A 20721-nucleotide genomic window follows, 5' to 3' on the forward strand; every position below is an offset into this window, starting at 1 on the left:
CTCGGACGATATGGGCTGGATTATTAAACACTGCGTGTCCTAGCCTCACTACCACGGCTGTCCTGTGCCTCCTTGTGATCTCTTCAAAAGTACCATCGGCACTGAGCAGTCTTATTACTGAATTCGGCGTGAAACTAATCAGACAGTCCGCCTAGCCACGTGCACGCATTCTCGCCTGTATCAACCTATGACGAACGAAGCGCCAAGCGCAGCAATAGCGACGCCTATCCCTTTAAGCAAATGCTTGTCGCGTGCTGCCATCAATGAACCAGCGCGCCTGGCCAAATAGATGATGCCTAGAGTAGCAACAGTAAAGCCCGCCAAATAAGCCCATGGCGCGATGCCAGAAGGCATTTCGGAGCCATGTGCCTGTCCATGACAAAACAGAAACAGTACGACAATGAGTGAACCAAGCGAAGTGGGCATCCTGGCGAGGGTAATCAGCAGTAACCCCATCAGTAAAACTGACATCGCCACCCCAAACTCCATGCCGGGGATGACTAGTCCAGCCCAAGCAGACAGCGCGCCCAGCAACATACCTAGCATGGCTAGGAGCGGGATCATAGACCGAAACTTCGGTACCTGACTCAAGCTCCACAAACCAACAGCCACCATCGCCACGATGTGATCCAATCCAAGCAAGGGGTGGGTCAACCCAGCCAGAAACCCACCGCCAACCCCCTCAAGCCCCGGATGTGCATAGACAGTTCCTGACGCCAATAAAGTTAGAGTTGCCAATGCCAGCATCCCGGCTAGGAAGTTGAAAGGCCGTTTCATAATATTCCCCTTGTCATTATTCGATACCAGAAGTTGGCGATGCTCTTCAGTAGCGGCAGATATACTTACTTTTCATGGCGCTGTTTCCACTTTTCGAAATCATCCTTGCTCTCCTGCTTCGTCGGAGGATAAAGGCCGATGATTGAGCGACCCGCCAGCACCTCCTCAGTGACAAAGTCTTCGAAGGCCGTCATCTCAACGGCTTCATCTGCAATGTCATCGGCCAGATGCGCCGGTATAACGACCACTCCCTCGCCATCGCCGACGATTACATCCCCGGGAAAAACGGGTACATCGCCACAGCCAATCGGCACATTGATGTCGACCGCTTGATGGAGCGTCAAGTTAGTCGGTGCGGAAGGACGCTTGTGATACGCCGGGATGTCCAATTTAGCAATCTCAGGTGAGTCGCGAAAACCACCATCCGTCACGACCCCAGCCACACCTCGCACCATCATCCTTGAAACAAGAATGGACCCAGCAGAAGCCGCTCGAGGATCACGACGGCTATCTATAACCATTACCGCACCTGCAGGACACTGCTCGACAGCGGCTCGTTGCGGATGCTGGGGATCCTGAAAAACTGAGATGGGGTTGAGGTCCTCCCGGGCGGGAATATAACGAAGCGTGAACGCTTCCCCCACCATATTGGGTTTCTCAGGATCGAGAGGACTCACTTCCTGAATAAACTGATTGCGCAAACCACGCTTGAATAGCGCAGTACTCAAGGTTGCTGTACTGACTCTCTTCAACTTTTCACGTGTCTGTGCGTTAAGAGTAGTTTCTGACATATCAATTTTTCTCCTTATGCATTGTCCGAAACGTCAGCGAGCAATGGCCTGACAGGGTAAAATCCTGAAAACAAACGAAGTTTATGAATGCTAACTCAGCCCTTTACTCAACTAGTTGATGCGCATAACCCTGTTCAGGCGCTTGATTGCTATAACCTAGTAAATGTCGGGCTCACCCACGGCAGGCCCAAAACCGGTTTCCAAAAAGTCGAAATCACAACCTTCATTCGCTTGCTTGATATGCTGAGCAAACATCCAACCATAGCCCCGGGAAAAGGCTGGTTTGGGCGGGGTCCATTCAGTGCGACGTCGTGCCAACTCGTCATCCGAGACCTCCATGGAAAGACGCCGCTCTGCGATATTGATATGAATCAAGTCTCCGGTTCTCAAAAGTGCGAGCGGCCCCCCGGCGGCGGCTTCAGGAGCGGCATGCAGTATGCAGGCGCCATAACTCGTACCGCTCATCCGAGCATCGGAGAGACGCAGCATATCGCGTACGCCCTGTTTCACGAGCTTGGTCGGTATCGGTAGCATTCCCCACTCGGGCATCCCTGGCCCACCCAATGGCCCTACGTTGCGCAGGACCATCACATGGTCGGCCGTGACATCCAGGTCTTCGTCATCAATGGCGGCCTTCATTTCAGCGTAACTATCGAATACCAAGGCAGGCCCAGTATGATTATGGAACCTTGGATCGCAAGCGGCGGGCTTGATCACACAACCGTCGGGCGCCAAATTGCCTCGTAATACGGCCAATGATCCTTCCCGATACACTGGATTTGACAAAGGCCGTATCACCTCATCGTTAAAGACTTCAGCGCCCTGCAACGTCTCCCCCAAGGTCTCTCCGGTCACGGTCAAGGCATTGAGTTCCAGATAGTCCGTCAGACGGGTCATCAACGCACGCAGGCCACCCGCGTAATAGAAGTCCTCCATGAGATAGTGCTTACCACTTGGGCGTACATTGGCAATGACAGGAATATCACGGCTGGCCTGATCGAAATCCTCGAGAGTCATGTCGATACCCGCTCGGCGAGCCATGGCGATCATGTGAATGACCGCATTGGTGGAACACCCCGTCGCCATGGCCACGGTGACGGCATTGTTGACCGCCGATGATGTGATGATTCGATCAGGAGTCAGTTCTTCCCAAACCATGGAGACTATCCGACGCCCCGAGGCCGCACACATGCGTATATGGTTGGCGTCTGCAGCGGGAATGGAACTCGCCGCCGGCAGTGTCAAACCCATGGCTTCGGTAATGGCGGTCATCGTGCTGGCCGTTCCCATCGTCATGCAATGGCCATAGGAACGCGCAATTCCTCCCTCAATAGCAATCCAGTCGTCCCGCGAAATGTTGCCAGCACGTCGCTCATCCCAATACTTCCAGGCATCCGAGCCACTACCCAGGACATTTCCTTGCCAGTTACCACGCAGCATAGGTCCAGCCGGCACGAAGATCGCTGGAAGCCCTGCACTGACAGCCCCTAGCACCAGCCCCGGAGTGGTTTTATCGCATCCGCCCATCAATACCACGCCATCCACAGGGTGCGACCGCAGTAACTCTTCTACCTCCATAGCCAGCATATTGCGATACAGCATGGTGGTCGGTTTCACGAAGTTTTCGGCGAGGGAGAGCGCGGGTAACTCGATGGGAAAGCCGCCGGCTTCAAGAATCCCACGTCGAATATCTTCTACGCGGTGTTTGAAATGCGTATGACATGGATTAATGTCAGACCAAGTATTGATGATGGCAATCTGTGGCCTGGCTTCCCAATCACTGGGTTCCCGCCCCATTTGCATTGCCCGTGAACGGTGTCCGAAGGCTCGTAGGTCATCGGGCGCATACCAGCGGGCGCTACGTAAGCTATCAGGACTCTTGCTCTTATTCGTTGTCATAATATTTCCTGTGCAGCTTGGGGAAGCGACACATAGGCCTACCGACCATCCATCACATGCTGAACATGGCCAGAGTAATGTCGCTCCCTAGAAAGATTAGCTATGCAATGTCGAGAGGTTTATTGTTTGCCGATAAACGTTTTGAAATGTTCTGCCTTGGCATCGGCCTGGTGAGTTAGCAACCCCATATCCGAGGCCACAGCAACAAATGTAAATCCGGCCTTTAGCCAGTGTTCCGCCTGCTCCTGCACGGGAGCAAGAATGCCCGCTGGGATGCGTTGCTCTCGGCACAGTTCCAGTGCCCTGGTAATTTCTCGCTGAACGTCGGTATGAACAACTTCTCCTATATGCCCCAAATCAGCGGCGAGATCGGACGGGCCGATGAAGATCGCATCGACCCCCTCCACCGCGGCGATTTCGGGAATATTGTCGATCGCACTTAACGTCTCGACTTGCACGATCAGGCAGAGTTCTTCATTGGCACGGTGAACATAGTCACGAATGCGGCCATAACGGTTGGCACGATGGGCAGCCGCAACGCCGCGAATACCATGGTTAGGATACCGAACTGCCGCGACCGCGTATTCGGCATCCTCTGCATTCTGCACAAAGGGAATCAGTAAGGTCTGTGCCCCGATGTCGAGGAAACGCTTGATGAGCACCGCATCGTTCCAAGCAGGGCGTACGACAGCCGCCGTTTCTGTCCCCGCCAGAGCCTGCAATTGTGTCAAGACGTTAGATATTTCATTCGGAGAATGTTCGGTATCGAGCAACACCCAATCGAACCCAGAATCGCTAAGGGCATCGATCACTATGCTAGAGCACAAGGTGCTCCATATGCCGATCTGTGTCTGTTTGTTTAGCAACGACTTGAAGCGATTGTGTGGTAGCGTGGCAAGCATAGCGTCTCCTTAGATTGGTTTTGTTATTGTCATTAACTAAGACTGACGTCCTAGAATCCGGATAGCGGCACAGGCGGCGCCATATCCGTTATCAATATTGACCACGGTTACGCCCGGAGCGCAGCTGGACAACGCTGAATCCAGTGCCGCTCGTCCGCCGTCAGCCACTCCGTAGCCGACTGACGTCGGAACCGCGATGACGCTTCCTGAGACCAAGCCCGCAAGGACACTGGGCAAGGCCGCGTCCATGCCGGCAAACACCAGTTTGATGGGGATGGCTTCCAGGCGCTCGACATGCTCAAGAAGCCGCCACAGGCCGGCCACGCCCACGTCGCTAATCACCTCGACAGCATAACCGTTATATTCCAGGGTGCGCCGCGCTTCGGCAGCGACTCGCGCATCCGCCGTACCGGCCGTCACAATGGCGATCGCCGGGGCTGCCTGGGGGGAAGGCATCTCCCCCAGTACTGCCGTACTGGAGAGAGCATCGTAATCGAGCACTTGCTTTATGCGAGAAGGTTGAGCTTCCCAGCACTCGGGGCCGATGCGCGTAATGAGCAAGCGGCGCTCTTCAGCGACGGCCTCATCGACAATAGCGGCAATACGATCTGGCGTCTTGAACTGGGCAAAAACGGCCTCCTCCAGCCCGATGCGGGAAGCACGGTTGCGATCGAAACGGACAACTTGTTCATCAGCCATGAAGAAAGGCGCTCCCTTGTTGATAGGCCTCTAGGGTGACAGGCGCTTCACGCCCATGATCCGCCACGATTTGTCTGGCGTATGAAAGCAATTGCCGCTCCGTGGCCGAGTCCAGCGACTCGAATAACGAGCTCTCCAGCTCAATACAATATCCCGAATGGCGTATCCGGCACCTAACCGTGATATTGCCCAACCGGCCACGAACGGCGTTTTCGATCGCATCGACCATCAATAGCGTGTCGGCTTCGACTGCAAGCCCCGTCTCGATACGGCTTGATAGGCAGGGCGCGGCAGGAAGGCAGGCGATGTCAGTCAAGCCAAGAGAACGCGCCAGTTCACGAACTGCCGCTTTGTCCATTCCTGCTTTTACAAATGGGTGGAAAACCCCATGCTCACTCGCAGCAATGAGACCGGGACGATAGTCCCCCAGGTCGTCGGTATTCGTTCCAGACGCCATTGTCAGCTGAGCTCCTTGATAATGCGCCTGCAGCCGCGACATGGTTTGATACAGATGGGTTTTGCAGTAATAACAGCGGTTGATGGGATTGCTGAGATAATGGGGATCGTCGAACTCTCCCGCATCGATGATTTCTAGCCGCAACTGCCACCGCTCGGCAAGGCCCCGGACCCGGGCAGTAGCATCACCCGGTACGGCTGGCGACAGCGCATGACAGAGCATTAGCCCTTCCCGCCCACGGACCTGAAAAGCTGCTGACGCCAAGGTCAAGCTATCCACGCCACCGCTGACAGCGATGACCAGCATCTCAGGAGCTCGCAATGCGGTATGAAGCTCGGCAGGTATTTTCGTCATTACTCCTCCCTTACCTGCTCGGCTTCAATCCTGACCTGCTGACGTTGCTGGTGAGATTCAGTGAATCGCGCGATGTCATCCGCCTCGGCTTTACGGGTTGTGCCTGTCGGTCGGGCTGCGGATTTGATGCGGACACGCCCTTGGCTTGTAGCGGCCTTGCTATGCTCTCTTGCCAAAAGCTTCCGCTCGATCTCGTGATAGCGAATGCCAAGGGTCGTGGTCTGGCGAAAACATGCTTCTAAGACATCGTCAAAATACTCGGGGATCGTGAGCAATTCGATCTGGAAGCCAATCCGGCCCTTTTTCGATGCACGGGTAGCTTGTGTGACATCCAGCACACCGGTCATGTCACGCAGGAGGTTGACGGCAATCGCGATGTCTTCAGGCGTCTGATCATCAATATCGAACGCCGCATGTATAACCCGGTCATGTAAAAAGTCAGCGCCGTTGCCCGCCGCTTCGAGCACCAGGAGGCGCAAAGCGTTGGCTCTGTCAGGCAGTTCTCGACTTCCAAATCCCATGCCAGATTTAAGCATCCGCCCGCTACAGCGGGTATCGAAGCGGCAATCGAGATGACGGAGAATCGCAGCTCCTGTAGGAGTTATGCGCTCTCCTGACAGTCCATCGTCATGAACCGGCATCCCTGCCAAGAGCTCGGACGTAGCGGGGGCCGGAACTGGTACCCACCCATGATCGGTATGAACCTGGCCACTCCCCATGGGGAGCGAGCCACACAACCAGTCCACTTCCCCGATAGCTTCGAGCAGCGCAGCCACCGCAACAACATCAATCACCGAGTCCCAGGCACCGACTTCATGGAACGCTACCTGTTGGCGGGTCGCCCCATGAACGGCTGCCTCGGCATCCGCAAGTAGCTCGTAGATTGCCAGTGCCCGGCCTACGACACCCTGCGATAGGCCACAATGACTGATGAGCGCCACGAGATCAGTATAGTGATGGTGGCTATGGGCCTCATGCTCGCTCTCGGCCTCGACATAGAAACGCTTACCACGAAACCCCGAAAATGCCCCTTGCTCTATGCGCCAGCTCACGGATGCCGGTAACGGCAAACGATTCAGAGAATCCCTCAGTGCTGGCTCATGCTCTGGATATATATCAAGCAGCGCGGCGACCATCATGTCTCCGGCTACCCCTCCGAGTGGATCAATCCGAATCAAGCGTTTTCGCTGCATGGCAAGCTCCGTTCTTGTTATTGCGTAGGCACGCTACTAATCCTTGACGTCGTAGTACGTCTGCAGACGGTGCTTATTGCACTCGATGTGGTATCTCGCCGCAGACCGAGCGGCATCAACATCCTGATTGGTAATGGCATCGATTAGAGTCTGGTGCTCGGCGATGGGTGCCTGCCCGCCATCGACGCGAGTCGCCGCCTTACGCCGGGAAACCAGGATGGTTTCCTTGAGATAACTACTCAGGTAGTTGAAGAATTCAAGATACAACTCATTATCGGCCGCGGTGCAGACAGCTCGATGGAAGGCCATGTCCGCGTCGACCCCGGCCTGGATATCTCCCGAGGCTACCGCCTCGCGGAACGACTCCTGCGCGTCAAGCATCATCGTCAGGTCATGCCGAGTACGCCGTTCGGCGGCCAAGGCCGCGGCCTCAACCTCGAACCCCATGCGCAATTCCACCATGCGCAACACATGCTCGATGCTCTGGGCATCATGGTCACGAAGGGAGAACCCCCGATTCGGACGCGTCGATACGACGAACACCCCTCTCCCCTGCTGACTGCTCAGTAGACCATCCATTTTCAAGCGAGACACGGCTTCACGAACCACAGTGCGGCTAACCCCCAGCTCCTTGGCCAACGCACTCTCGGACGGGAGTAGCTCCCCTACCTCAAGGTCCCCGGAGGTCACCATGCTTCGGAGTTCATCTGTCACTTGATCGCTCAGACTGACGGTCTTCCGAACTGCACGGAATGCAGATGGCTCTTTCATTCTCTCTCACTTATGACTTACAAAACGCGATTTATATTCTTATCATACAAGATACACTCACAACAGCAAGCGCGCGATTAACGTCATCAAACAACACTAAAGGACATCGATATGAGCCAGCATGCCTGCTTTCCTGCCGTCGAATTTCCCCACTTAGCCGATGTCAGGCTGCCAAGAGTCATTCCTGTTCGGCTTAATCACCGGCTGGGTACGCCAGTTACGGATATCGATCAGCGTACCCGCCAAGTGATGCGAGAGAGCAAACACGTTGCACAGCTCGCCCCCGGCAGCCGTGTGGCGGTCGGTGTGGGAAGCCGGGGCATCGCCTCGATCGTAGAAGTGGTTACAGCGGTCGTGTCAGAGCTTAAAACCCTGGGTCATGTGCCCTTTATCGTACCGGCCATGGGCAGCCATGGCGGTGGCACGGCTAATGGCCAGGAAGCTGTGCTGGCCAAGCTGGGCATCACTGAGGCCACCGTGGGTGCCCCCATTCGCGCCACGATGGACGTCGTCGAATACGGCAAGACGGCTGAGGGCATCGAATGCAAGTTCGATCGCAATGCCGCCGAGGCGGATGGCATCATCATCATCAACCGCATCAAGTCCCATACCACGTTTGACCGCCCCATCGAAAGCGGTCTGACCAAGATGATCGCTGTCGGACTCGGCAAGGCCGAAGGCGCGCGCCGTGTGCATAAACTGGGCCCGCGCGGCCTTTCCGAGGTTCTGCCCAATCTGGCACGAATCGCTCTGGCCAATGCCCCTATCACATTGGGCATCGGTCTGGTCGAAAACGCCAACAAGGATATCGTACATCTCGAAGGCGCCGAACCTGACCAGATCATGGCGACCGACGAATGGCTGCTCAAGGAAGCCAAATCCTATCTTCCTCGCCTTCCCATCACTCAGGCTGACGTGCTGATTGTCGAACGCAGTGGCAAGGAAATCAGCGGCACGGGGATGGATTTTGCCGTCACGGGACGCACCGATATTCGAGGCATCGATAATCCTACGACTCCGTTCATCCATAAATTGGGGCTGCTTAACCTGACGAAGGAGACCGCAGGAAACGCCGTCGGTATTGGCATGGCCGACTTCACAACGCGGGCGGCCGCCGAAGCCATTGACTTCAAGGCCACATATATGAACGCCCTGACGGCAACGCTGGTGGAAAAGTCACGCATACCCATCGTCTTGCCAACCGAACGGGATGTGATTGCAGCAGCAGTCACCACCTCATGGTCGCTCAATGACGAAGATGCCCGCTTTTGCATGATTGCGACCACCCTGCATCTGGATCGAATCATGGTATCTCCATCCCTGCTGGAGGACATCCCCGAAGGTATGGCGGAACCAATAGGGCCGGCTCAGGAACTTCGGTTCAACGAACAAGGCCAACTGATGACCTCACTCTGGCTTCAGTGTTTCGAAACTCATTAGCGCTTCTTCTCTGACGACATTCACGCCTGGAAAATAAGGATAACAAGTGAAGACAACCTATGATCCCAAGCCTGAAATCCTTCTGTTGCAACGCATCGCCGACCCCGGCATGGAAAGGCTCGAGAAGCACTTCAACGTAGTCGATATATGGGACAGCCCGGCACCCGAGCGCGATGTGCAGAGTCATGCGGAAACAGCCAGAGGTGTTCTGGTAGGCGCTCAAAAGGGACTAACCCCTGCACAAGTGGAGCAGATGCACTCACTTGAAATTATCTCGCTGCACGGTGTCGGTCTGGATCGGGTCGATATCGATCATGCTCGGCGCAGGGGGCTACGAATCGCTTACACCCCGGATGTACTGACAGCGGATGTCGCCGACATGGGCGTCGGACTGATGATGTCAACGCTTCGGCGTTTGCCACAAGGACATCACTTCGTCAAAGCTGGCCACTGGGCGGATGGCAATCAGCCTCCCTTGACCCGAAGCCTGACGGGCAAGCGTCTCGGTATACTCGGACTCGGCCGTATCGGCCATGCCATCGCGACGAGAGCGGAAGCCTTTGGTATGGAAATCGCCTATACCAACCGATCCCCAAGAAAGGATTTGCCCTATCGCTATGAGCCGAACCTGCATCGATTGGCCGCCTGGAGCGATGTCCTGATGGTGGCGGCAGCCAGCTCCCCCGGCATGCAGGCCTTGGTCGATGATAGCGTGCTGGCCGCCCTTGGTTCGGAAGGCGTTCTCGTTAACGTGGGACGTGGCGTCCTTGTCGATGAGAACGCGCTGATCGCCAGACTCGAACGTGACGAACTGCTAGGAGCAGGTCTCGATGTGTTTGCCAATGAGCCCCGAATCAACAATGCCCTGCTGCTACTTGATAACGTCATTTTGTCAGCTCACCAGGCGAGCGCCACCGTCGAAACACGCAATGCCATGGCCGTACAGAGCGTGGAGCACCTTATACAGCATTTCTCCGGAGCCCAGCCAGACCACTTGGCGACGCCAGAAAACTAAAAATAAACTCATTTATAAACAACAGGATACAAACTTGTAATATAACCAGTTGACATGTCCTGTCAGCGTTATTACTTTGAAATTGCCTTATTCCACGAGGCTTACCGCTGCACTAACAGAGCGGCATACAAAAAGTGCAGTAACGAACTAAGACAATAAAAGAGGAATAACATCATGTTAAAACTGGGTAAGCACGCCTCCCTGACAACAATAGCTACCCTCTCTGTCGCTGCGGTATCAATGGCCCAGGCCCAAGATTTTACCCTTTCGACCGGGTCACAAGGGGGATCTTGGTACCCCATCGGAGGGGCGCTGAAAGCTGCCGTTGAGAAAAAACTCGATGATGTTTCCATTACGGTGACTCCTGGTTCAGGCCTCGCCAATGTCCAGGGTGTGGCTGTTGGGCGCTTCCCGATTGCCTTCGCCAACTCCATCTCTACTGTGGATGGCATCAACGGCAGAGCCCCCTTTAAGAAACCCATAGATAATGTATGTAACCTTGGCACGCTCTATCCACAGTATTTCCAAGTTATGGCCCTTGACGATGCCGGCGTTGAGTCAGTGACGGATTTCGAAGGCAAGAGCCTCACCACGCAACAGAACGGTCATACAGGCGAGATGTTGACTCGGCGTCTGCTGGAAGCAAACGGCTTGAGCTACGAGGACCTTGAAAGTGTCAGTCACCTGTCATACTCCGATTCGGTCGTCGCCATGAAGGATGGCCATGCCGAAATTTTCACGCTCGGTACCGCCCTGCCCGCCGGCTCGGTCATGGATCTGGCTAACAGCCGCGACATTAGCTTTGTGCCGATAGATGACGAAACCTTCAATCAATTTAAGCAGCAGAACGCTGCCTTTCAGAAACGCATGGTCACTGCGGGCAGCTATCCGGGCGTGAATGAGGATGTGCCTGCGATCACCTATGACACGCACATGATCGCCCAATGTGATTTCGATGACGAGATCGTTACCGCCTTCCTAGAGGCCGTCGTCGAGAATACGGATTCCCTCGGCAACATCAGTCGGGCCATGAAGGACCTGACCCCTAAAGAGATGGCTACCGACATTGGTGTGCCACTGCATCCCGCCGCGGAAGCGTTCTATCGCAAACACGATGCACTCTAACACCACCTTGCGACAGCTGCCCTTGTCCGGTTCAACCGGGCAAGGGGGCAAATTTCCCATTGGCCGATAGGCCCGTGGTGAAGAACAGTAATAATAAAATCGGGAGTTCACCGTGCGCCACTCCTCAACGTCGCTTTATGCTCAGGTATTCGGACTATCGATCAAGGCCGTCCTGGTCGGTATGGCCCTGTACCATATCTACATTGCTCTGGCCGGAACGCCAGGCCCTTATATACTACGCGGCATCCATGTAGCGCTGGCCGTTACCCTGATATTCCTCACCAGCAACTATCGACGCGAGTCGGTTCGCACGCCTCATTGGTATGACATGATACTGGCGGTCTTAGGGCTGTTTTCCGCACTCTACCCCAGCCTGCACTTGGACTACATTTTCTCACGTTTCATTTATGTCGACCCTCTCACCACACGCGATATCATCGCTTCTGTCACCCTAGTGGTTCTTGTACTGGAAGCCGCCAGAAGGGCGCTCGGGGCGGCACTGCCGATTACGGCCATCTGCTTTTTAATCTACGCCTTCACAGCAACCAATACGCTACCAACCGTTGTTCTCGAACAACTCGCCATGACCACAGAGGGCATCTTCGGTATCCCTATTGCCGTCTCGGCAACCTACATGGTGCTGTTCATAATTTTCGGTGCACTTGTCGAACGCATGGGCATCGGTCAGTTGTTTATGGATTTTGCCGTAGCACTAACAGGCCGACAGGCCGGAGGGCCCGCCAAGGTCGCCTGTGTCACCAGCGGCATGTTCGGTTCAGTGTCTGGCTCGGCCGTTGCCAACGTTATGACCACCGGCACTTTTACCATCCCCTTAATTAAGCGCATGGGGTTCCGTCCCGCCTTTGCTGGCGCTACAGAAGCCGTCGCATCGACAGGCGGCCAGATCATGCCACCAGTCATGGGTGCGGCTGCCTTCGTCATGGCCGAGTATCTCGGCATCGGTTATCTCAAAGTGGCGATGTATGCCATTACCCCCGCCCTTCTGTTCTATGTTGCCCTGTTCTTTGGCATCCATTTCGCGGCCAAACGCAACAATGTCGGCAGTGTGCCTAAAGAGGATCAGGTGCCGCTGGGACGAGTTCTCAAAGAACGCGGCCACCTGTTCATTCCGCTACTCGTCATCATCGGTGCCTTGGTACTCGGGTACTCTGCGCCTTATTCCGCCATGTGCGGTATCGCCTCGGTGATTCCCACTGCGCTTCTGCGCAAGACGACCCGGCATTACGTCACCCTGCGCAATATCATCGATGCACTGGAAAACGGCGCCAGGAATGTATTACCAATCGCCGCAGCCTGTGCTTGTGCCGGTATCGTGGTCGGGGTGATCGATATCACTGGCATAGGCTTGAGCTTTTCCAACTTCGTCATTTCAGCCTCACAGGATATCTTGGTACTGGCTCTGCTCCTCAGTATGGTAGCGGGCATTATTCTTGGCATGGGCATGCCGACCACACCGGCCTATATAGTTCAGGTTGCTCTCTTGGTACCGGCTCTGACCAAACTCGGCGTACAAGCGGAAGCAGCTCATCTGTTCGTCTTCTACTTTGCCATCCTGTCTGCCATTACCCCGCCGGTGGCCATGGCCGTCTACGCCGCTAATACATTGTCTAAAGCCAAGATCTGGGAGTCGAGTATCGAGGCTCTCAAACTGGGCGCAGCCGGTTTTATCGTGCCATACATGTTCGTCTACGAACCGACAATCCTGCTGCAGGGCGAGCCGCTGAGAATCGTCTACGTGCTGATCCAAGCTACCCTCGGCGTTATCGTGCTGGCCGCGGCCCTACAGCGCTATCTGTTCGCGCCTCTTGCGCGCTGGCAGCAGCTTGTGTTGTTCGCCGCAGCGATCAGCTTCATCTATCCGGATTGGCGGGTCACCCTCATAGGATGCAGTTTCCTGCTTGTCAGCCAGCTGCCCGTGCTGCTCAACCGACAGCGTAACCGCTTAGCCGCCGACAAGCGCAAGCGCTACGAGTCGTCTGGCCAATGATTTCTGCCCCCGGACCGGTTGTGATGACCGGCCCGGGGCCAGACACTACCTTTCTCGGAGTTTCCGCCATGTCCCAGCCCATCAGCCCTCGCGCTCGTTCCGGTGGCCAGATCCTGGTCGATCAATTGCTGATTCACGGTGCCGAGTGCGCCTACTGCGTTCCCGGTGAAAGTTATCTAGAGATACTCGATGCCCTGCACGACGCCCGAGATCGCTTCACGCTCTACAATGCCCGTCATGAAGCAGGAGCGGCCAACATGGCGGAAGCCTATGGCAAGCTGACCGGCAAACCCGGCGTGTGCATGGTGACGCGCGGTCCTGGTGCCTGCCATGCTGCCATCGGCGTGCACATCGCCCAGCAGGATTCCACCCCCATGATTCTGCTGATAGGACAGGTCGACCGGCCATCGAGGGATCGCGAGGCCTTCCAGGAGATCGATTACCGCCAGATGTTCGGCAGTGTCGCCAAGTGGGTCGCCCAGATCGACGACGCCACACGCATCCCGGAATACATGGCCAGGGCCTTCCGTGTCGCGACGTCGGGCCGCGCCGGTCCGGTCGTGCTGGCCCTGCCAGAGGACATGCTCACCGATGTCGTCGAAACGACCGACGCCACGCCCTATACAGCCACGCGTCCCGACATCGGTGAGCATGACCTCGAGCGCATTCGCACCGCGCTATCAACGGCACAGCGGCCCATGCTGCTAGTCGGTGGGAGTGGTTGGGACGATGAGGCATGCCGTGCCATCACCACCTTCGCCGAAACGAACGATTTGCCGGTGGCGTGCTCGTTCCGCCGCCAAGATATCGTGGATAACCGCTCCGAGGTCTATATCGGCGACTTCGGAACCGTGAGCTCACCCAAGTTGATTCAGCGTATCGCCACGGCGGACCTACTGCTCGTGATTGGCGCACGACTCGGGGAAATGACCACAAAAACCTACACGACCCTGACGCCACCCGTTGCCAGCCAGCAACTGATACATATTCATAGCGACGCCGATGAAATCGGACGCGTCTACAGTCCTGAGAACGGGATAGCGGCAGCGCCTGAACGGGTTGCTCGCGCGCTGGAACGTTGCCAGTGGGATCTTTCGGGGCGTTGGAGCGACTGGCGTCAACAAGCTCGCCAAGAATATCTAGACGATATCAACGCCTCGGATGAAGATAGCGCGCTCAATATCGGTCAGGCTTTGATGGACATGCGTGATCGGCTCCCAGCCGACGCGATCGTCACCCTAGACGCTGGCAACCATACCGGCTGGGCACAGCGATATCTGCGATACGGCCGTCCCGGACGTCAACTGGGGTCCACGTGCGGTGCGATGGGCTACTCGGTACCGGCCGCAGTTTCGGCCTCACTGCACGATCCTGAACGGGTAGTTCTTTCCTTCGTCGGCGATGGCGGGTTCATGATGAGCGGTCAGGAACTGGCAACCGCCATACAACATGGTGGGCGCCCGATCGTGCTGCTCTTTAATAACGGCACATATGGCACCATCCGAATGCATCAGGAGCGCGAACATCCCGAACGTGTGGTCGGCACCGACCTGGTCAACCCCGATTTCCTGGGTATGGCCCAAGCCCTGGGCGCCCATACCGAATCCGTTACCCGCACCGAGGAACTCGGTCCCGCGCTGACCCGCGCCATCGAGTCCCGGCGGCCCGCGGTGATTGTGCTGAAAACCGATCCCGAACGCATCTCGACGAGAACCACCATCGCCCAACTGCGCCTCAGCAAGCGCGGCTGACCTCATGTATTGATCACTCACCCATTGGAGCTTGATATGCCCGATGCCCTGAACCGACAACCAATCGCTGAAGAATTGCTCGACACGCTGGTTTATCGACTCGGGGCAGACTACGTACTGACCGAGGCATCAGACATGCTTCCCTACGTCCAAGAACAGCGCAGACTGTATCCAGGCCATGCATTGGCCGTGGTGATGCCGGCGTGCACCGCTGATGTTGCCTACATCGTCAAGCAGTGTCGCCATCATGGCGTTGCGCTGGTACCCCAAGGCGGAAACACCGGGCTGGTCGGAGGCGGTGTGCCGCATCAGAGCATCGTCGTTGCCCTGGGACGCATGAACCGCATTCGTGATATCGACCCCACCAATGCCACCATCACAGTAGAGGCGGGCTGCATCCTCCAGGCAGTGCAGGACGCCGCCCATGACGCCGGACGCCTGTTTCCTCTGTCGCTGGCCGCAGAGGGATCGTGTCAGATAGGGGGAAACCTGGCCACGAATGCTGGCGGCATCAATGTGCTGCGCTATGGTAATGCCCGTGACTTGGTGCTGGGGTTGGAAGTGGTACTGGCCGACGGCCGTGTCATGAACGGTTTGACCGCGTTACGCAAGGACAACACCGGCTACGATCTTAAACACCTCTTCATCGGCTCCGAGGGCACGCTGGGCATCATCACCGCCGCCGTGCTCAAGCTGTATCCCATGCCCCGAGGCAAGGCGACTGCCCTGGTCGGTTGCGACTCGCCTCACCAGGTACTGGCATTATACGACCAGTTGCGGAGCCGACTTAGCGATACGCTGACGGCCTTCGAATTCCTGCCACGTTTTGCAATGGATGCCGTGCTTTCCCATGTTCACGGGACACGCGCCCCTTTCAACCAGAGCTTCGCATCATACGCGTTGATTGAACTGACGACACCGGATGCCGACCTCGATCTGAATCCACGACTGGAAGCGGCCCTGGCCGATGCGTTCGAGAATAATATAGTATGCGATGCCATTATTGCGACGAGCAGCAAGCAATCCCAGGAGTTATGGCGGTTGCGTGAAGGTGTCGCGGAAGCACAAATAGCCGAAGGCGCATCGATCAAGCACGACATCTCCGTCCCGGTGTCACGTATCGCTGATTTCATCGAGGCCGCCAGTGCCGCCTGCCTATCGATCCTTCCCGCCTGCCGCATTTGCGCCTTCGGTCATGTCGGTGACGGCAACCTTCATTTCAACGTCAGCCAGCCTGTCGACATGGAGGCTAACGACTTCATGGACTTGACCCCCCGGTTCAATCGTGCCGTACACGACCTGGTCGCTGACATGAATGGCTCGATTTCGGCAGAGCATGGTATCGGGCTCGCTAAGCGGACCGAATTGCGCCGCTACCAGGATCCCGTGGCCTTGGCCCTGATGGAAGGCATCAAGACGGCGCTGGACCCTCAAGGGCTATTCAATCCCGGCAAGCTACTGTGAGCGTGGCTGGAAGAACTGGGTGTCGTCTCAGCCGCGCCCGACATAGGGCATCTTGGTCGCCATCATAGTCATAAATTGCACATTCGCGTCTAATGGCAGGCTGGCCATGTGCACGATCGCCCTTCCCACCTCCGCAGCATTCATGCGCGGCTCGGGTACGACATCACCATTGGGCTGCATAACCCCATCGACCATTCTGGCCGTCATGTCAGTATCGGCGTTACCGATGTCTATCTGGCCGCAGGCAATGTCGAAGGGCCGGCCATCCAGAGACAGTGACCGCGTGAGCCCGGTTATTGCGTGCTTGGTGGCCGTATAGGCCACGCTTAATGGCCGGGGCACATAGGCGGATATCGAACCGTTATTGATGATCCGGCCCCCACGCGGCGACTGCTCGCGCATGAGACGAAACGCGGCTCGGGCGCATAGGAAGCTTCCGGTCAGGTTGGTGTCGACGACATCTCGCCATACAGATACCGGCAACTCATCTGGAGTAGCCGGTGGTGCGCCTCGTCCCGCATTGTTGAAAAGAAGATCTACCCGGCCCCAGGCAGCGACGACCTGATCGAATGCCGCATCCACCGAAGCCTCATCACCGACATCGGCTACCACGACTAGCGTGGCCGTGGGGCAAGTGGCGAGACTCGCCGTTTCCTCAAGACGATCACGCCGTCTCCCCACCAACGCGACCCGGTACCCTTCCTTAACCAAAGCCAGCGTTGCCACCCGACCGATACCGCTCCCCGCTCCTGTCACTACCGCAACGCTGCCTGCCATGTTGTGCTCCTCAATAATTGCTCATCGCTGATGGGGTATTATGTAACGGGGGCTGGATTGAACAGTGCCAGATCGTTATGGATCCCCAGCCTTTCAACCGCCGCCTGTTCACGCCCACTGGCAATATCCAAGATAAGATGGAAAAGTTCCCACCCCATCGCTTCGATCGTGTCATCGCCGGAAGCGATGCGGCCGGCATCGAGGTCGATGAGGTCATGCCAGCGTCGGCTTAACGTTGTGTTCGTCCCGACCTTGATCACCGGGACCATGGACAATCCATAAGGGGTACCGCGCCCGGTCGTGAACACATGCATGTTCATGCCCGCCGCCAACTGCAACGTGCCGCAGATAAAGTCGCTGGCCGGAGTTGCGACAAAATTCAACCCTCGCTTCCTGATCCGCTCTCCAGGCCCAAGCACATCGATGATGGGACTTGTACCTGATTTGGCGATGGAGCCCAGCGCCTTTTCGATGACATTGCTCAACCCGCCGCTCTTGTTGCCCGGTGACGGGTTGGCACTTCTATCCGCCTGGCCCTGTGCCAGATACTCGTCATACCAGGCCATTTCTCGGATCAGTTTCTCCCCCACCTCCGCATCGATGACTCGTGGCGCCAGCAGATGGATTGCGTCGCGCACCTCCGTCACCTCCGAAAACATGACTGTACCGCCGGCCCGCACGATCAGATCCGCTGCAAAACCGACGGCCGGGTTGGCCGTGACCCCCGAGAACGCATCACTGCCACCGCATTGCGTGCCCACCACCAGTTCCGAGACGGGACAGGACTCGCGACGCCGCTGATCTAGCTTGGCGAGATGCTGCTCGGCCATGGCCATGATACCGGCCATCATTTCCGAAAAGCCGACAAAACGCTCGTCTTGTAAACTGAGAATGTGACCGCTGGAGTCTGCCTTTTCATTCGCGCCGTAAATCTTGACGGGCTGCTCTGATACCAACGTCGACGGCTGTAGCTTCTCGCACCCCAGGCCAACGACCATCACCTCCCCGCCGAAGTTGGGGTTGAGCGTGATATTTTTGAGGGTACGAATAGGAATGATTGCGGCAGGCGCATTGATGGCAACACCGCAGCCATAGGTATGCGTCAGCCCAACGACGTCATCGACATTAGGATACTTGGGTAACAATTCCGCCTTGATACGTTTGACGGCATGCTCAACGGTACCAGCGACGCATTGCACGCTTGTCGTGATTCCAAGCACGTTCCTTGTGCCCACACTCCCATCGGCATTGCGATAGCCCTGAAAGGTATACTCTGCCAGCGGTTCTGCCGGCCCATATTCACGGGTAGCCACTTCAAGCTCTTGTAAAGAGGGTGGCTGGCGCAACGCGATATTCCGCTCATTGACGTGGCCACCCAATGGGATCGTCTCAGTCGCCGTACCGATGACTTCGTTATAACGAATGACCTCGGCTCCCGACGGGATATCTGACAAGGCAATTTTATGCCCTTGTGGAATATCTACGATAGCAACCAGACCGGCTTGTAGTTGCGTTCCGGCCGCCACCCCGCCTTGCCCGATGACGATGGCTACATTATCGCTGTCATGGACCTTGATTACCTTCTTGTTATCTGTGGACCGCGTCATTGTTCTACCTCTTGGATGGCCAACATAAACCGTAGGCTTGTCCGTGATGTCTCCGAGCTACGGCTCGACAAAGGCAAAAATTTACGTGATTTGGAGCTTACGCTTGCAGTTGAGCTGAGTTGGCTGCCGCGTACTCAAGCGTAAGTGGCATCGGGCATAACCTAGGCCCGAGCGCCCTGCAGCTATCGCCTCAGCGCCTTGGAGCTCATGTACTATTGCAACATATCATATAACATGAGCTATTACAGAAACCGACGGCAGCAACCTCCTCCAGCGAGTCAAAGCCACTGACCTATGGCCTCATGGCCCGGTCAGGAACCGAGCACCCCGTCTCTCTGGAGTACAACCAGACGCACGACGAGCTTAGTCGCTACACCTCCCTCCCATCCGATGCATTAGCTGTGTTCGCTTGCCGGCTATTTGCATGTCTTTTGCAGTCCGTTCCCTGCTCTGGACCGGAAGTTGGCTGGGTCTGTCTTCTGCGCGGCTTGGCCTCCTGCGGCGAAAGACGAAAACACACGTAAATTTGTAATACTACTTTAGTAGCCAAGCCCCCTGCACTGGTTCATCTCGCTTGGAAGCATATCTTTGTTTTAAAAGAATAATATATGATTAGCCAACGATAGTGCAGTTTTACAACCTTGAAAATAGGTTTGACAACATTACAGGTTAATACCTAGTCTCCTAGGCAAATAAGCACTTCAGCCCACAACAAGACAAAAGCCGGTCATTACCGGAAACACGAGAAGGAGTGTGCTTGATGGCAATACAAGAGGCGTCTATGCGCGTCAAACAAGCCTTGCTGGGTGTATCGGGGGTACATGTTACTCCTTATCTCGCTGACGGTCGGATCAACAACGATTTGCTAGCGGAGGTCATTGATGACATCACCAACGCCGGTGTGCAAAACATCGTCACTGGCGGCAATACCGGTGAGTTTTATGCTCTTACGCTCGGCGAAATCGAAAATATTTACAATGTTGCTGTCAATAGCGTGTCTGGCAGGACCACCGTAACGGCAGGCGTTGGTCGAAGTATCCATGAAGCGGTACATCTTACCCAAGCTGCCGAGAAGGCAGGCGTAGACGCCGTAATGGTACATCAGCCACCGGACCCCTTCGCTTCACCCCGCATGCTCTACCACTATATAGAAGAGATATCACGTAATACCGATCTGCCAGTAATCGCATATGCCCGCAATCCAGGGCTCACTCCAGAGCATTTCATCAAGTTGAGCGAAATCGACAATGTGGTGGCTGTTAAATACGCCGTGCCGGATCCACTACGCTTGGCCGAATGTATTCGTGCTACCAAAGGCTCCTCCCTACAATGGATCTGCGGGCTCGCTGAGAGCTGGGCATTGCCGTTTTATGCCTATGGCGCACGGGGGTTCACATCTGGCCTTGTAAACATAAACGCACAACTGTCTATGCGCTTTTATCAAGCTCTGGAACAAGCTAACTGGGAAGAAGCACGGCACTTAGTGGATCAAATCGCAGGCTTTGAAGAGATGCGTACTTTTGAGCAGAACGGTACTAACGTGACTGTAGTAAAAGACGCGATGAGATTGAGCGGAAAGGATGTAGGCCCTGTAAGACCTCCCGGAGTCGACCGGTTAGACGACGGCAACTTGCAGCGCCTACAACTAATTTTAGAACAATGGAAGAAGAAGTAATCTGCAACATATAAGC

17 protein-coding genes are annotated in these 20721 nt (G+C 56.0%); 7 read left to right on the forward strand and 10 right to left on the reverse strand.

Annotated features, from left to right (window positions below; translation table 11 throughout):
• Positions 1 to 180: 180 nt before the first annotated feature.
• From F568_RS0105925 to F568_RS22285, 8 genes are all read right to left on the reverse strand, one after another.
• Positions 181 to 777, reverse strand: coding sequence for a HupE/UreJ family protein (locus tag F568_RS0105925; protein ID WP_019017795.1), 597 nt, complete (start codon positions 775 to 777; stop codon positions 181 to 183).
• 65 nt (positions 778 to 842) lie between these two features.
• The gene (locus F568_RS0105930) at positions 843 to 1568 is read right to left on the reverse strand and encodes a ribonuclease activity regulator RraA (RefSeq protein WP_019017796.1); all 726 of its coding nucleotides are present in this window, start codon (positions 1566 to 1568) and stop codon (positions 843 to 845) included.
• 156 nt (positions 1569 to 1724) lie between these two features.
• Positions 1725 to 3467, reverse strand: coding sequence for an L-arabinonate dehydratase (gene araD, locus F568_RS0105935; RefSeq protein WP_019017797.1), 1743 nt, complete (start codon positions 3465 to 3467; stop codon positions 1725 to 1727).
• A gap of 119 nt (positions 3468 to 3586) precedes the next feature.
• Positions 3587 to 4369 carry an HpcH/HpaI aldolase family protein gene (locus tag F568_RS0105940; RefSeq protein ID WP_019017798.1) on the reverse strand — a complete coding sequence of 261 codons (783 nt, stop codon included), beginning with the start codon at positions 4367 to 4369 and terminating at the stop codon, positions 3587 to 3589.
• Between the two features lie 36 nt (positions 4370 to 4405).
• Positions 4406 to 5068, reverse strand: a complete 663-nt coding sequence (gene larB / locus F568_RS0105945; RefSeq protein ID WP_019017799.1) for a nickel pincer cofactor biosynthesis protein LarB — start codon at positions 5066 to 5068, stop codon at positions 4406 to 4408.
• Positions 5061 to 5879 carry an ATP-dependent sacrificial sulfur transferase LarE gene (gene larE, locus F568_RS0105950; protein ID WP_019017800.1) on the reverse strand — a complete coding sequence of 273 codons (819 nt, stop codon included), beginning with the start codon at positions 5877 to 5879 and terminating at the stop codon, positions 5061 to 5063. Before larE ends, larB begins: the two co-directional genes overlap by 8 nt.
• Positions 5879 to 7072 (reverse strand): nickel pincer cofactor biosynthesis protein LarC, encoded by a 1194-nt coding sequence (gene larC / locus F568_RS0105955; RefSeq protein ID WP_019017801.1) that lies wholly within the window; start codon positions 7070 to 7072, stop codon positions 5879 to 5881. The genes larE and larC overlap by 1 nt, the downstream gene beginning before the upstream one ends.
• A 36-nt stretch (positions 7073 to 7108) precedes the next feature.
• Positions 7109 to 7843: a FadR/GntR family transcriptional regulator gene (locus tag F568_RS22285; RefSeq protein WP_019017802.1), complete on the reverse strand. Its 735-nt coding sequence runs from the start codon at positions 7841 to 7843 to the stop codon at positions 7109 to 7111.
• 111 nt (positions 7844 to 7954) lie between these two features.
• Between F568_RS22285 and F568_RS0105965 the strand changes: the two genes are divergently transcribed.
• From F568_RS0105965 to F568_RS0105990, 6 genes are all read left to right on the forward strand, one after another.
• Positions 7955 to 9283 (forward strand): nickel pincer cofactor-dependent isomerase, group 22, encoded by a 1329-nt coding sequence (locus F568_RS0105965; protein ID WP_019017803.1) that lies wholly within the window; start codon positions 7955 to 7957, stop codon positions 9281 to 9283.
• Positions 9284 to 9329: 46 nt separating this feature from the next.
• Positions 9330 to 10298: a 2-hydroxyacid dehydrogenase gene (locus F568_RS0105970; protein ID WP_019017804.1), complete on the forward strand. Its 969-nt coding sequence runs from the start codon at positions 9330 to 9332 to the stop codon at positions 10296 to 10298.
• Between the two features lie 174 nt (positions 10299 to 10472).
• On the forward strand, positions 10473 to 11423 hold the full coding sequence (locus tag F568_RS0105975; protein ID WP_019017805.1) for a TAXI family TRAP transporter solute-binding subunit: 951 nt from the start codon (positions 10473 to 10475) through the stop codon (positions 11421 to 11423).
• Positions 11424 to 11535: 112 nt separating this feature from the next.
• Positions 11536 to 13431, forward strand: coding sequence for a TRAP transporter permease (locus F568_RS0105980; RefSeq protein ID WP_019017806.1), 1896 nt, complete (start codon positions 11536 to 11538; stop codon positions 13429 to 13431).
• A 68-nt stretch (positions 13432 to 13499) separates the two neighbouring features.
• The gene (locus tag F568_RS0105985; protein WP_019017807.1) at positions 13500 to 15182 is read left to right on the forward strand and encodes a thiamine pyrophosphate-binding protein; all 1683 of its coding nucleotides are present in this window, start codon (positions 13500 to 13502) and stop codon (positions 15180 to 15182) included.
• Between the two features lie 36 nt (positions 15183 to 15218).
• Positions 15219 to 16646 (forward strand): FAD-binding oxidoreductase, encoded by a 1428-nt coding sequence (locus F568_RS0105990; protein WP_019017808.1) that lies wholly within the window; start codon positions 15219 to 15221, stop codon positions 16644 to 16646.
• A gap of 27 nt (positions 16647 to 16673) precedes the next feature.
• Here the strand turns inward: F568_RS0105990 and F568_RS0105995 are convergent, their stop codons facing one another.
• Both F568_RS0105995 and garD read right to left on the reverse strand, forming a co-directional pair.
• Positions 16674 to 17423 carry an SDR family oxidoreductase gene (locus tag F568_RS0105995; RefSeq protein WP_019017809.1) on the reverse strand — a complete coding sequence of 250 codons (750 nt, stop codon included), beginning with the start codon at positions 17421 to 17423 and terminating at the stop codon, positions 16674 to 16676.
• A gap of 38 nt (positions 17424 to 17461) precedes the next feature.
• The gene (gene garD, locus F568_RS0106000) at positions 17462 to 19030 is read right to left on the reverse strand and encodes a galactarate dehydratase (RefSeq protein ID WP_019017810.1); all 1569 of its coding nucleotides are present in this window, start codon (positions 19028 to 19030) and stop codon (positions 17462 to 17464) included.
• A gap of 760 nt (positions 19031 to 19790) precedes the next feature.
• On the opposite strand from garD, the gene F568_RS0106005 reads away from it, so the two are divergent.
• On the forward strand, positions 19791 to 20705 hold the full coding sequence (locus F568_RS0106005; RefSeq protein ID WP_019017811.1) for a dihydrodipicolinate synthase family protein: 915 nt from the start codon (positions 19791 to 19793) through the stop codon (positions 20703 to 20705).
• The last annotated feature ends 16 nt before the right edge of the window (positions 20706 to 20721 follow it).

It is taken from the genome of Modicisalibacter luteus DSM 23508, assembly GCF_000378505.1.
In the GTDB taxonomy this organism is placed as follows: domain Bacteria; phylum Pseudomonadota; class Gammaproteobacteria; order Pseudomonadales; family Halomonadaceae; genus Modicisalibacter; species Modicisalibacter luteus.